The sequence below is a fragment of the Acidipila sp. EB88 genome (assembly GCF_003858395.1).
GTDB lineage: Bacteria > Acidobacteriota > Terriglobia > Terriglobales > Acidobacteriaceae > EB88.
Window position 1 is genome coordinate 2,197,824 of record NZ_QWEV01000005.1, and the last position, 13,743, is coordinate 2,211,566.

The 13,743-nt window shown below is 60.4% G+C and carries 7 protein-coding genes, 1 tRNA gene and 1 pseudogene; all 9 read left to right on the forward strand.

Annotated elements, in window-relative coordinates; genetic code table 11:
• Positions 1-81: 81 nt before the first annotated feature.
• A tRNA-Trp gene (locus tag D1Y84_RS09770) sits at positions 82-157 on the forward strand.
• Between the two features lie 42 nt (positions 158-199).
• Entirely contained in the window at positions 200-490 is a 291-nt protein-coding gene (gene secE, locus D1Y84_RS09775; RefSeq protein WP_233581316.1) for a preprotein translocase subunit SecE, read from the forward strand.
• 72 nt (positions 491-562) lie between these two features.
• Entirely contained in the window at positions 563-1,231 is a 669-nt protein-coding gene (gene nusG, locus D1Y84_RS09780; protein ID WP_124848336.1) for a transcription termination/antitermination protein NusG, read from the forward strand.
• Positions 1,232-1,308: 77 nt separating this feature from the next.
• Positions 1,309-1,746: a 50S ribosomal protein L11 gene (rplK, locus tag D1Y84_RS09785; RefSeq protein ID WP_124848337.1), complete on the forward strand. Its 438-nt coding sequence runs from the start codon at positions 1,309-1,311 to the stop codon at positions 1,744-1,746.
• 148 nt (positions 1,747-1,894) lie between these two features.
• Positions 1,895-2,605, forward strand: a complete 711-nt coding sequence (rplA, locus tag D1Y84_RS09790) for a 50S ribosomal protein L1 (RefSeq protein WP_124848338.1) — start codon at positions 1,895-1,897, stop codon at positions 2,603-2,605.
• A 185-nt stretch (positions 2,606-2,790) separates the two neighbouring features.
• Positions 2,791-3,483 (forward strand): 50S ribosomal protein L10, encoded by a 693-nt coding sequence (gene rplJ, locus D1Y84_RS09795; RefSeq protein WP_124848339.1) that lies wholly within the window; start codon positions 2,791-2,793, stop codon positions 3,481-3,483.
• Positions 3,484-3,695: 212 nt separating this feature from the next.
• Entirely contained in the window at positions 3,696-4,073 is a 378-nt protein-coding gene (rplL, locus tag D1Y84_RS09800; protein ID WP_124848340.1) for a 50S ribosomal protein L7/L12, read from the forward strand.
• A 602-nt stretch (positions 4,074-4,675) separates the two neighbouring features.
• Positions 4,676-9,174 (forward strand): annotated as a pseudogene (rpoB, locus tag D1Y84_RS09805) (DNA-directed RNA polymerase subunit beta).
• Between the two features lie 161 nt (positions 9,175-9,335).
• Positions 9,336-13,532 carry a DNA-directed RNA polymerase subunit beta' gene (gene rpoC, locus D1Y84_RS09810; protein WP_124848341.1) on the forward strand — a complete coding sequence of 1,399 codons (4,197 nt, stop codon included), beginning with the start codon at positions 9,336-9,338 and terminating at the stop codon, positions 13,530-13,532.
• Positions 13,533-13,743: the final 211 nt, after the last annotated feature.

Sequence of the window (13,743 nt, forward strand, 5' to 3'; positions counted from 1 at the left end):
GCCCTTCGGACGGCACCTTTCTTGTGGCGCCAGTATCCGGAGGAGTCGTTACATGCGGCCACCGCAGGGCGGCCGCAACACGGGGGCGTAAGCTCAACGGTTAAACTGTCGGTCTCCAAAACCGAACTTCTCGGTTCGAATCCGAGCGCCCCCGCCAAGATCAGCAGTAAACCCGCAGCGATGCGGCTGGAGTGGGCGGATGCCCGTCAACGAGCAAGAAAAGCGAGAGAAGCAAATGGCGAAAACGGCTGTTCTCCCTGTGCCCGCGAGTGAATCGCCCCGGGACAACGCCCTGGTCCGTAGCCGCGCCTTCCTGACCGGGGTTCGCAGTGAGATGCGCAAGGTTTCGTCCCCTTCGCGGGAAGAAGTACAGACGACCACGACCGTGGTGATCCTGGCGGTGTTTGTGTTCGCTGGGTTCTTTTACATTGTCGATTCGGTCCTCGGGTTTTCGCTTCAGGCGGTACTCCGGTGGCTCGGGGCGTCCTAAGCAGCCAGGCGGATGGGCTCTAGTGGTGCGTGCAGATCAGCGGGATGCCGATCGCGCGGGATATGAGGATCGATGTCGGAAGAGCAGCAGCATGAGTTCACACAGGACCCGGAAGAGTTTGTCGAGGAGACCACTCCCGCGGCGCTCGAAGCGGGTGCGCCTGTGGATGCCGAAGGCGCAGCATCGCTTGAGCCGCCGGCGAACGAGCGTTTCAAGTGGTATGTGATCCACGCGTACTCGGGCTTTGAGCGCAAGGTCAAGGAAGCCATTGAAACCCGCAAGCACTCGTTCGGCCTGCAGGACAAGATCGGCCGCATTGAGATTCCACTGGAGTCGCACACCGAGCTGGTGAACGGCAAGAAGAAGATCACCGAGAAAGTGTTTCTGCCGGGCTATGTGCTGGTGGAGATGGATCTCGACAACGATCTTTGGCACACCATCAAGAACACGCCTCGCGTGACCGGTTTTCTGGGTACCGGCGATAAGCCGGTATCGATGAGCGAAGAAGAAGTGTCTTCTCTGTTGTTCCGCTCGGAAGCAAGTAAAGAGAAGCCGCAGCTCAAGATCAAGTTTGAAAAGAACGAATCTGTCCGCATCACCGAAGGCCCGTTTGCCAACTTCAACGGGCTGGTGGATGAAGTGAACGAGGACCGCCAGACGGTCAAGGTCATGGTCACGATCTTTGGCCGCTCCACCCCGGTGGAGCTTGAGTTTGGCAAGGTTGAGAAGGTCGAAGCGTAAACAGCTTCTGCGTAGTTGAGATCAAGGATTGCCGCGCCTGAACCGAAGGGCAGTCGGCCAGAAAAAGGGATACAGCGATGCCACCGACCAAGAAAGTACAAACATACGTCAAGCTCCAGATCATTGCCGGGAAGGCCACGCCGGCTCCCCCGGTAGGTCCCGCCCTCGGCCAGGCCCAGGTCAACATCATGGAGTTCTGCAAGCAGTTCAACGCGCGCACGAGCAACAAGGAAATGGAAGGCCTGGTCATTCCGGTAGTGATCACGGTCTACGTCGATCGCACCTTCTCGTTCGTCACCAAGACGCCTCCTGCCGCCGTCCTGCTCAAGAAGGCAGCCGGTCTGCAAAAGGGTTCGGGCGTGCCCAACAAGACCAAGGTCGGCACTGTGACCGAGCAGCAGGTCCGCGAGATCGCCACCCAGAAGATGCCTGACCTGAATGCTGCCTCGGTTGAGACGGCGATCAAGAGCATCAAGGGTACGGCCCGCTCCATGGGTATCGAAGTTACGGCTTAGTTCCTGGTTGCGCCCTGTTCTCCTTTCGGAGATACTTAAAGGGTTGCGCGTTTGCATGCCACCGCGACAGCCGTGGCATGTGTCCCAGTTATCGTCAACAGAACCACGGCCAGCAGCCGATCGCTGCGCGGTGGGAGACAGGAAAATCATGGCTCAGAAAATCACAAAGAACATCGCGGCTGCACGCGCCCAGGTTGAGGCTCGTCCTTACCTGCTGACCGATGCCGTTCCCCTTCTCCAGAAGATCAAGTTCGCCAAGTTTGATGAGACGGTGGATCTGACCCTCCGCCTGGGTGTGGATCCTCGTCACGCTGACCAGATGGTGCGTGGCACGGTTGTGCTGCCGCACGGCCTTGGCAAGACCAAGACAGTGGCTGTGATCACCTCGGGCGACCGTCTCAAGGAAGCGGAAGCTGCCGGCGCTGAGTTTGTTGGCGGCGAAGAGATGGTGGAGCGCATTCAGAAGGAAGGCTGGACGGGCTTTGACGCCCTGATTGCCACGCCTGACATGATGAAGTCGGTCGGTCGTCTCGGCAAGGTACTGGGTCCGCGCGGCCTGATGCCGAACCCCAAGACCGGCACCGTTACGAGTGATGTCGCTGCCGCGATCAAAGAGATCAAGGCCGGCAAGGTCGAGTTCCGCACGGACAAGACAGCTCTGGTGCACGTACCCGTGGGGAAGATCTCCTTCCCGCCGGAGAAGCTGATCGAGAACGCGATGACCGTGATCTCCAGCGTGATGCGTGCCAAGCCGTCTGCTGCCAAGGGGAAGTATGTCAAGGGAATCACCTTGTCTTCCACGATGGGGCCCGGCATTTCGCTCGACGGATCCGTGGCTGACGCCGCCGCCAAGAGCTAGGCGCATCGGCGGTCGGCATCCGCGCACATCGGACACCGCCCACCCTGCCGCTCCACTGTTTTGACACGCTTCGGGTAGAACTGCTAGCCGCATCTGCCGCAAACGAGCGTACTTCCGCAGCCAGCGATTGCACCACGCGGCAGGCCGGAAGCTCAGGTATCGGCTAGAACGATTGGGGTCTGGAAATGGCATTAACACGAGCAAAGAAGACGCAGAAGGTTGAAGCGCTTGCGGCAGAGCTGCAGGGCTCCACCAGCGCCATCGTCGGCACCTTCACGAAGCTGACGGTCTCACAGGATTTTGAACTGCGGCGCAAGGTGCGCGAGGCAGGCGGACGCTACCGCGTGCTCAAGAACAAGCTGGCGAGCCGGGCCTCGCAGGGCACCGAGATTGCAGCAGCGCTGCAGGGTCTCAAGGGCGTTTCCTCTGTGGCATACACAAGCGGGGATCCGGTAGCACTGGCGAAGACACTCTCGGCCTGGGTCAAGGAGAACGCGGAGTTCACCTTCAAGCTGGGCATCGTCGACGGCAAGGTGATCAATGTTGCCGAGGTGCAGGCGTTGGCGACAATGCCGGGCAAGGAAGAGCTGTTCTCGAAGCTGCTGTTCCTGATCAATGCTCCGGCGCAGCGCCTGGCTACCGTGATGGCAGCCACCGGCCGCGACCTGGCAGTTGTGCTCAACCAGGGCGTCGAGAAGGAAAAGTTTGCACCGGGCGAGGCTCCTGTGCAGGCAGCGCCTCCGGTAAGCGAGGAGCCGGCGGCTCCTGTTCCCGAGGCAACCGCGCCGGAAGCGACGGAAGCAGTGGCCGAGCCCGAGGCAGTGGCCGAGTCGCAGACAGAAGCCGCGGCAGCAGAAGCCCCTGCAGAAGGCGCGTAAGCGCACAGTTTGGATTGCGTCCTGCGGAGAGCGGGGGGGCGTCCTGAAGAATTTGGAACGATCGGGCGGTATCGGGGTGCGGGTCTGGGCACATCGGAAACCGGACAGTTCATCGGGCCAGTCGCGGTAGGCGCGAGCCAACCACGACAAGAACATGTAAGACGCCGGGCATTCCCGGCGATTTAGAGTAAGTAGTTCAAGGGAGAAGAAACATGGCGGATCTCGCGCAGTTGGAAGAACAGATTGTTGGGTTGACCCTGCTGGATGCGGCAGCCCTGGTGAAGAAGCTCGAAGAGCGTCTGGGTGTGTCGGCAGCGGCAGCAGCTCCGGTGATGGTGGCTGGTGGCGCCGGAGCAGGAGCAGCGGAAGCCGCTCCTGAGCAGACCGAGTTCACCGTGATCCTCAAGGACGCGGGCGCGAACAAGATCAACACGATCAAGGCAGTGCGTGAAGTCACGTCACTCGGTCTGAAGGAAGCCAAGGACCTGGTTGATGGCGCTCCCAAGCCGCTGAAGGAGAATGTCAGCAAGGAAGATGCCGAAGCGGTCAAGAAGAAGTTCGATGGCGTCGCCACTGTAGAAATCAAGTAGCTTTCTGCTTGCGAGAGGCTCTGACCTGCTGCTCCCTGGCAGGTCAGAGCCTCTTGTTTGCTTTGTAGCCGGAGATGCGTTAGGATCCAGATTGTGCCTTTTCACTCCGAGCCACCGCTTGGTACTCCGTCTTCACCTCATATCCTGTGTTGTTTCGCCCCAGAAATGGCGTGCGAGGGAATCGCTGTCCTCTTTAGCCCGAAGGGGAGCAGCTATGTATACCCCATGCGGCAGGAAGCAGTAGCCAGCATCGCGATCGATCTTTAGCTCGCTTGCACCACGCGCTTGTGTGCCCTAGGCTCACAAGCCATTTGTCGTTTGCAGGACATGTGCTCTCCGCGCGGTTTCAGTGCGGAGGTGGGGCACATCGAAGGGTGGGGGATGGTGACTTAGAGCCCCTGGTACTTCGTTCGGTTGCACCGAAAGCGCAGGGAGGCACTCGCCGGATCAGGCAGGCGGGTGGCACAAGGTTTCGCAGGGTTGTTCTCGGCTGAACGAGACGGTCGAGAGCGGTAGGCGCTCTGCTTCAGGTAGTTCGCGCAGGCTGCGTGGTCCGGGCAGTCTGTTTTGTTCTCGTGTTTCCGGGCCAAGAGGAGCAATCGATGCCGAACGAGACCCGCGCCCTTCGCAGCCGACTCGACTTTTCCAAGATCCCTACTCCTATCCAAATCCCCAACCTCATCGAGGTGCAGCGACGCTCCTATGAGCGCTTCCTGCAGATGGACAAGCTCCCCTCAGAGCGTGACGACAACGGTCTCCACTCGGTCTTCACGTCTGTTTTTCCAATTACTGATTTCCGGAATATCTCACAGTTGGACTTTGTGGATTTTTCCATTGGTAACTGGGAGTGCAAGTGCGGGCACCTCAAGGGGCTGCACCACCTGCGTACTGCCTGCTGCAACTGCGGCAACATGGTCATCACTGACCCGTTCCACCCGGGCGATGTGCTGTGCCACAAGTGCGGCACGTACAACAAGAACACGCCTGACTTCTGCAACAAGTGCGGCGACCCGGTGGGTCTGCAGCTGAAGTACGACCAGGCCGAGTGCGAAGAGCGTGGCATGACCTACGCCGCGCCGCTCAAGGTCACGGTGCGCCTGACCATCTACGACAAGGACCCGGACACGGGCGCCAAGTCGGTGCGCGACATCAAGGAGCAGGAAGTGTTCTTCGGCGACATTCCGCTGATGACACAGAATGGCACCTTCATCGTCAACGGCACCGAGCGTGTGATCGTGTCGCAGCTGCATCGCTCGCCCGGTGTCTTCTTCGAGACGGCGAACAACCGCACCTATTTCCTGGGCAAGATCATCCCGTATCGCGGTTCGTGGGTCGAGTTTGAGTACGACCAGAAGAACACGTTGTATGTGCGTATCGATCGCAAGCGCAAGTTCCTGGGCACGATCTTTCTCCGAGCGCTTGGACTGAGGTCCGACGAGCAGATCCTGCGTGCCTTCTACACGGTCGACACAATCAACCTGCGCGACGGCAAGATGCTGTGGACGCTGGATGCCGAAGGCACCGCCCCGACCAACCTGCTGGGGGTCAAGCCGGCCAAGGCTGTCTCTTCGAACGGCACGGAAGTGGTCGCGGCGGGACGCAAGATCTCGCCTTCGCTGCTCAAGAACCTGCGCGCCGCAGGTGTGACGGAGATCGAGGTCGACAGCCTGGAGCTGGACGGCGCGATGATTGCGGCGGACGTGCTCGACACGGAAACGGGCGAGGTGTTTCTCGAGGCCAATCTTGAGCTCACCCCGGACAAGCTGCACAAGATCACCGAGGCCGGCATCACGCAGGTCCAGGTCTTCTTCCCGGAGAAGGACGAAGTCGGCAACATCATTACCAACACCCTTCGTCGCGACTCCGTGCGCAAGCCGGAAGAGGCGCTGATCGAGATCTACCGCAAGCTGCGTCCAGGCGACCCGCCAACGCTGGACACCGCAACTGCATTGTTCGAGGGCATGTTCTTCGACCCGCGCAAGTATGACTTTTCCCGCGTAGGCCGCTTGAAGTTCAACATCAAGCTGTACGAGAACCAGGACGCGACCTCGCTCGATCACCGGACGCTGACACCGGATGACTTCTACGCGACCATCAAGTACCTGCTGAAGCTGCGCAAGAACATCGGCGCGGTGGACGACATCGATCATCTCGGAAACCGCCGCGTGCGCGCTGTGGGCGAGTTGATGGAGAACCAGTTCCGTATCGGACTGGTCCGCATGGAGCGCGCCATCAAGGAAAAGATGAGCGTGTACCAGGAGATGTCGACGGCGATGCCGCATGACCTCATCAATGCCAAGCCGGTCATGGCTGCCATTCGTGAGTTCTTCGGCTCCTCGCAGCTGTCGCAGTTCATGGATCAGACCAACCCGCTCTCCGAGATCACGCACAAGCGGCGTCTCTCGGCGCTCGGGCCCGGTGGTCTTTCGCGTGAGCGTGCCGGTTTCGAAGTGCGTGACGTACACCCGACCCACTACGGCCGCATCTGCCCGATTGAAACGCCGGAAGGTCCCAACATCGGACTGATCTCGTCGCTGTCGTGCTTTGCGCGCATCAACGAGTATGGCTTTATCGAAAGCCCGTACCGTCGCGTGCGTGGCGCACAGATGATCGATTACGTGCAGGTGACCAACGCCGGCGAAAGTGGTCTGCGTGTTGGGGATCACCTTGAGAAGGAACAGGCCCGGGTCAAGAACGAAGAGCTGAGCGCGGCAGGCAAGCGCGAGATCGAGTTCGATCCGTTCTCCTTTTACCTCTCGGCATGGGAAGAAGATCGTCACACGATTGCACAGGCCAATGTTGAGCTGGACGAAGAAGGCCGCATCACCAATGAGCTCGTCAACGCACGCCGCCAGGGCAACTTCGTCCTCGTGTCGCGCGACGAGATCGACTATGTCGACGTAAGCCCGAAGCAACTCGTGTCGGTTGCAGCCTCGCTCGTGCCGTTCCTGGAGCACGATGACGCGAACCGCGCACTGATGGGCGCCAACATGCAGCGGCAGTCTGTGCCCTTGCTTGTGGCAGAAGCTCCGTTTGTCGGTACCGGCATGGAAGGTGTGACAGCGCGCGACTCCGGCGCCGTCATCTCGGCCCGCCGTAACGGTGTGGTGGACTCGGTCGATTCCGAGCGCATCATCATCCGCGTTGAAGGCGAGCACCACCCCACACAGTTGTCGCGTGAGGTGGGTTCCGACATCTACCAACTGATCAAGTTCAAGCGCTCCAACCAGAACACCTGCATCAACCAGAAGCCGATTGTGCGCAAGGGCGACCGCGTGCTCAAGGGCCAGGTAATCGCGGATGGTCCGTGCACGGAGCAGGGTGAGCTTGGCCTTGGCCGCAACGTGCTGGTCGCGTTTATGCCGTGGCGCGGTTACAACTTTGAGGACGCGATCCTGATCTCGGAAAAGCTCGTACGCGAGGACTACTACACGTCCGTGCATATCGAGGAGTTCGAGATCGAAGCGCGCGACACCAAGCTTGGACCGGAAGAGATCACGCGCGATATCCCCAACGTTTCCGAGCACGCGCTGCGTGACCTGGACGAGAGTGGTGTGATCCGGATCGGCGCCAAGATCCGACACAACGACATCCTCGTGGGCAAGGTAACGCCCAAGGGCGAGACCCAGCTGACGCCGGAAGAGAAGCTGCTGCGCGCCATCTTCGGTGAAAAGGCCGGCGATGTACGCGACGCCTCCCTCACGTGCCCCCCGGTATCGAAGGCACCGTGGTGGACGTCCGCATCTTCTCCCGCAAGGGCCAGGACAAGGACGAACGCGCCCTGCAGATCGAGACGGAACAGATCGCGAAGCTCGAAAAGAACCTCGCGGACGAAATCCGTATTCTCACCGACGAGCGCCTCAAGCGTCTTGAAGGCATTCTGGGTGGCAAGGAAGTGCAGGCTGACCTGCATGACGAGCGCACCAACAAGCGTCTTCTGGTCAAGGGCAACATCCTCGACCGCGAGGCGATTGAGCTGATCTCGACCAAGAACCTCAAGCGCATCCGTTACAACGACAAGGATCCGCGCGTCAACGAGCAGATCGACGAGATCGAGGAGATGACCTCGCGTCAGATCGATGTGCTGCGCAAGATCACCAATGACAAGATCGGCAAGCTGCAGAAGGGCGACGAACTGTCTCCGGGCGTGATCAAGCTCGTGAAGGTTTACATCGCCATGAAGCGCAAGCTGAGTGTCGGCGACAAGATGGCAGGCCGTCACGGCAACAAGGGTGTGATCGCGCGCATTCTTCCCGAGGAAGACATGCCGTACCTGCCCGATGGCACGCCGGTCGAAATCGTGCTGAACCCGCTCGGCGTTCCGTCCCGTATGAACGTGGGACAGATCCTCGAGACGCATCTTGGCTGGGCCGCGCACGAGCTGGGCAAGAAGGTTGCCGAGCTGGTCAAGGAACACCAGGAGCAGCATGACGGCGCGAACAAGGTGCGGGAGGTCTTCAAGGAGGCATTCCAAGGCACCGCTGCGCTGCGCCAGCTGCTCGAGCTTGACGACGAGCAGGTGATGCGTGTGGGCCTCGGCATGAAGCGCGGCATCTGGTTTGGCACGGCCGTGTTTGACGGCGCGCGCGAAACCGAGATCAAGGCGCTGCTCAAGGCCGCAGGGCTGCCGAGCTCCGGCAAGACGGCACTGTTCGACGGCATGACCGGCGATCAGTTCGAACAGCCGGTAACCGTGGGCTACATCTACATGCTCAAGCTGTCGCATCTGGTGGACGACAAGATCCACGCACGCTCGATCGGACCATACTCGCTGATCACGCAGCAGCCGCTGGGTGGCAAGGCGCAGTTCGGTGGACAGCGCTTCGGTGAAATGGAAGTGTGGGCGCTCGAAGCTTATGGCGCTGCGTACATCCTGCAGGAGCTGTTGACTGCGAAGTCCGATGACGTGTTTGGCCGTACCAAGATCTACGAGGCCATCGTCAAGGGCGAAGCGGCAATCGAGCCTGGCGTGCCGGAATCGTTCAACGTGCTGATTCGCGAGCTTCAGGCGCTTTGCCTGGATGTCGAGCTGATGAAGCAGGAAGACCTGGACGGCTCCAAGAACAAGCAGCCGGAGCCACAGCTGGCCGCAGCCGACTAAGACTCACGGGGCTGCCCTGTTCGAGGGCAGCCCCGGACGAGTCGAGTGATTTGCAACGTGAGGGTCGCTGTTCCGTGAGCACTTGCTCCCGGGGGCGAGCAGTGGCCTGAAAACGCATAGCCCCGGGACCGAAAGCGCGTGAGCGCCCCAGGAGGAACACCTTGTACCGTTCCAGCCCATTTGAACTATCCGGACCGATTACCGATTTCGACGCCATCCGCATTCAGCTCGCGTCGCCCGAGAAGATCCGTTCCTGGTCGCACGGCGAAGTCACCAAGCCGGAGACAATCAACTACCGCACCTTCAAGCCGGAGCGCGATGGACTGTTCTGCGCCCGCATCTTTGGCCCGGTCACCGACTGGGAGTGCCTGTGCGGTAAGTACAAGCGCATGAAGCACCGCGGCGTGATCTGCGACAAGTGCGGCGTGGAAGTCACGCTGTCCAAGGTTCGTCGTGAGCGCCTCGGCCATATCGAGCTGGCCTCGCCGTGTTCGCACGTCTGGTTCTTCAAGGGCCTGCCGTCGCGTATCGGTCACCTGCTCGACATCTCGCTGCGTGATCTTGAATCCGTCCTGTACTTCGAGAGCTATGTCGTCGTCGATCCAGGCGATGCTCCGGTGAAGGAACGCGAGATCATCAAGGACGAGACCAAGTTCCGCGAACTCGATCAGCAGTACCGCCCCAGTGGCTTCAAGGGCATGATGGGCGCCGAAGCCATCAAGGAACTGCTCAAGCGCGTCGAGATCATGGAGCTGTCGATCGAGCTGCGCGAGCGCATGAAGACTGAGACCTCGTTGCAGAAGCGTCTCAAGTACTCCAAGCGTCTCAAGGTCGTCGAAGCGTTTCGCAAGTCGGGCAACAAGCCGCAGTGGATGATCCTCGACGTGATCCCGGTGATCCCGCCCGAGCTGCGCCCGCTGGTTCCGCTCGACGGCGGCCGCTTTGCGACGTCCGATCTCAACGATTTGTATCGCCGCGTGATCAACCGCAACAACCGCCTCAAGAAGCTCATGGACCTCCATGCGCCTGAGGTCATTGTGCGCAACGAAAAGCGCATGCTGCAGGAAGCCGTGGACGCGCTGTTTGACAACGGCCGCCGTGGCCGCGTGCTGCGTGGCGCCAACAACCGGCCCCTCAAGTCGCTGTCGGACACCCTCAAGGGCAAGCAGGGTCGCTTCCGTCAGAACCTTCTCGGCAAGCGCGTCGACTACTCCGGCCGTTCGGTCATCGTGGTCGGTCCCGAGCTGAAGCTGCACCAGTGCGGCCTGCCGAAGAAGATGGCGCTCGAGCTGTTCAAGCCGTTCATCTATCACCGCCTCGAGCAGACCGGTCACTGCACCACCATCAAGCAGGCCAAGGAAATGGTGGAACTGCAGGAGCCCGTGGTCTGGGACATCCTGGAAGAGGTCATCAAGGATCACCCGGTCCTGCTGAACCGCGCACCTACGCTGCACCGTCTGGGTATCCAGGCGTTTGAGCCGGTGCTGGTCGAAGGCAAGGCTATCAAGATTCACCCGCTCGTCTGCACGGCGTTCAACGCCGACTTCGACGGTGACCAGATGGCAGTGCACATCCCGCTCTCGCCTGAGGCCCAGGTGGAAGCGTCGGTACTGATGCTGGCTTCGCACAACATCCTGTCGCCCGCGTCCGGTCAGCCGATCACGGTGCCGACGCAGGATCTGGTGCTTGGCCTGTACTACCTGACAAAAGCCAAGAAGGGTGGCGTTGGTGAAGGCCGCACCTTTGCTGGTACGGACGAAGTGCTGATGGCACTCGAAGCCAAGGCTGTCGAGACCCTGACGCCGATCCGCCTGCGCTACTCGGGCCCCGTGCTCGACATGACGACGGCCTACGACGACCAGGATCTGACGCACACCGAGCCTGTGCAGTACGAGCGTCAGTACATCTCGACGACGGTGGGCCGCGCGATTCTGAACGACGCTCTGCCGGCTGGTATGCCGTACATCAATGGCCTGCTCAAGAAGAAGGGCATCGGCCAGCTGGTGAACTACTGCTACCTGAACCTTGGTCTTGAGACCACGGTGAAGATGCTGGATCGCATCAAGGATCTGGGCTTCCAGTACGCCACGCGTTCGGGCCTGTCGGTCGGTCTTGATGACATGGTCATTCCTGACTCGAAGTACACGGTTGTTCGCGAAGCCGAGCAGCAGGTTGTTGCTGTGACGCAGCAGTATCTTGACGGTGCGATCACAAACGGTGAGCGCAACAACAAGGTCATCCAGATGTGGTCGTCTGTCACCGAAAAGGTGGCGGATGAAATGTTCAACAACATGAAGAACGCGGATAAGGAAGGAGCCATGAACCCGATCTACATCATGGCCGACTCCGGCGCGCGTGGTTCCAAGCAGCAGATTCGTCAGCTCTCCGGCATGCGCGGACTGATGGCGAAGCCGTCGGGTGAAATCATCGAAACGCCGATTACGGCGAACTTCCGTGAAGGCCTGACCGTGCTGCAGTACTTCATCTCCACGCACGGCGCCCGTAAGGGTCTAGCGGATACGGCGCTCAAGACGGCTGACTCGGGTTATTTGACCCGCCGCCTTGTGGACGTGGCGCAGGACGTGATCGTCTCCGAGCTCGATTGCGGAACCTCCGACGGCATCTATGTCGGCCCGATCATCGAGTCCGGCGAGATCATCGAGCCTCTGCGTGATCGCATCATCGGTCGTGTTTCTCTCGAACGCATCAAGGACTTCGAGGGCGCGCCGATCGTTGAGATCAACCAGGAGATCTCGGAAGACTTCGCCTCGGCCATCCAGGCCTCCGGTATCGAGCGCGTCAAGATTCGCTCGGTGCTAACCTGCGAGTCCAAGCGTGGCGTCTGCATCCGTTGCTACGGACGCAACCTGGCTTCGGGCCGCCTGGTGGAGCTCGGTGAGGCAGTCGGCGTGATTGCCGCACAGTCCATCGGCGAGCCCGGCACCCAGCTCACGATGCGTACCTTCCACATCGGTGGTACCGCGTCGCGCGTCAACGAGCAGTCCAAGCTCGATGCCAAGAACGTTGGAACCGTCCGCTTCATCAACGTGGTGTCTGTTACCTCGAAGATCGGCGATACGGTTGCCATGAACCGTTCCGGCTCGGTCGCGATCATCGATGATCGCGGACGAGAGAAGGAGCGCTATCAGATCGTGTACGGCGCCAAGCTCAAGGTCGTCGAAGGCCAGCAGGTCACGCTCGGGCAGGAACTTGCCGAGTGGGATCCGTACACCTTCGCCATCCTTACGGAGGTTGGCGGCACCGTAGCCTTCAAGGATCTGCAGGAAGGCATCACGCTCAACGACGAGATCGACGAAGTCACCGGCCTTTCACGGCTGGTGGTTGCCGACGCTCCCGACGAAAAGCGTCAGCCGACTATCCTGATCAAGGCCGAAGGCAAGAAGGACAAGCGCTACCTGATGCCGAGCCGCGCTCACCTCATGGTGCAGGACGGCGAGGAGGTCTTCCCGGGTGACATCCTGGCGAAAATCCCGCGCGAGACGACCCGTACCAAGGACATCACCGGTGGTCTGCCGCGTGTCGTCGAACTCTTCGAGGCTCGCAAGCCCCGTGAGACGGCGATCATCTCGGAGATCGAGGGCGTAGTCCGGTTCGGCGAAGTCGCCAAGGGACAGCGCAAGATCTATGTCACCGCGGACGATGGCGAGGAGAAGGAATACTCGGTGCCGCGTGGTGTACACGTCAACGTGCAGGAAGGTGAGAAGCTGCGTGCCGGCGATCCTTTGATGGATGGTCCGCTGAACCCGCACGACATCCTGGCGGTACTTGGCCAGAACCAGTTGCAGGCATTCCTGGTGAACGAAATCCAGGAAGTCTACCGTCTACAGGGCGTGGCGATCTCGGATAAGCACATCGAGACGATCGTTCGGCAGATGCTGCGCTGGGTCAAGATCGACGAAGTGGGGGACACCAACTTCCTGCTCGAGCAGCAGATTGACCGGTTCCGCTTCCGTGCGGAGAACGAGCGGGTCACGGCCGAGGGTGGCCGTCCTGCAACGGGCAAGCCCCTGCTGCTGGGTATCACCAAGGCTTCGCTTTCGACCGACAGCTTCATCTCGGCCGCCAGCTTCCAGGAGACCACGCGAGTGTTGACCGAGGCGTCCATCAATGGCGCTGTGGACAACCTCCGCGGCCTCAAGGAAAACGTCATTGTCGGTCGCCTCATCCCGGCGGGTACGGGCATGGAGTACTACCGCAACATCCAGCTCTCGCCTGAGCTGGAAGAAGCGGCAGAGCGCGTACAGCAGGAAGTGGCCGCACAGCATGAAGCCGAAGAGCGTGAGCTTGAGATCATGCGCCAGGAAGGCGAAGCCGAAGAGCTTGCAGCTTCGGAGTAACCGCCGCACACAGTACTTATTGACTTACAAGAGGGGCCCGGCGCAAGCCGGGCCCCTCTTGCTTCGTGGGAGAGTTATTCAAACTGTAAGTTACTTCTGACTCCACGGGCACTTACCAGGTGAAGGATGGCCCGCTCTTGTTCTTTTCTCGTGCGCCTTGAAGCGTCTGCTGATGAGTGGTCCCGGTACGAAATCTGTAATCAATACTGTT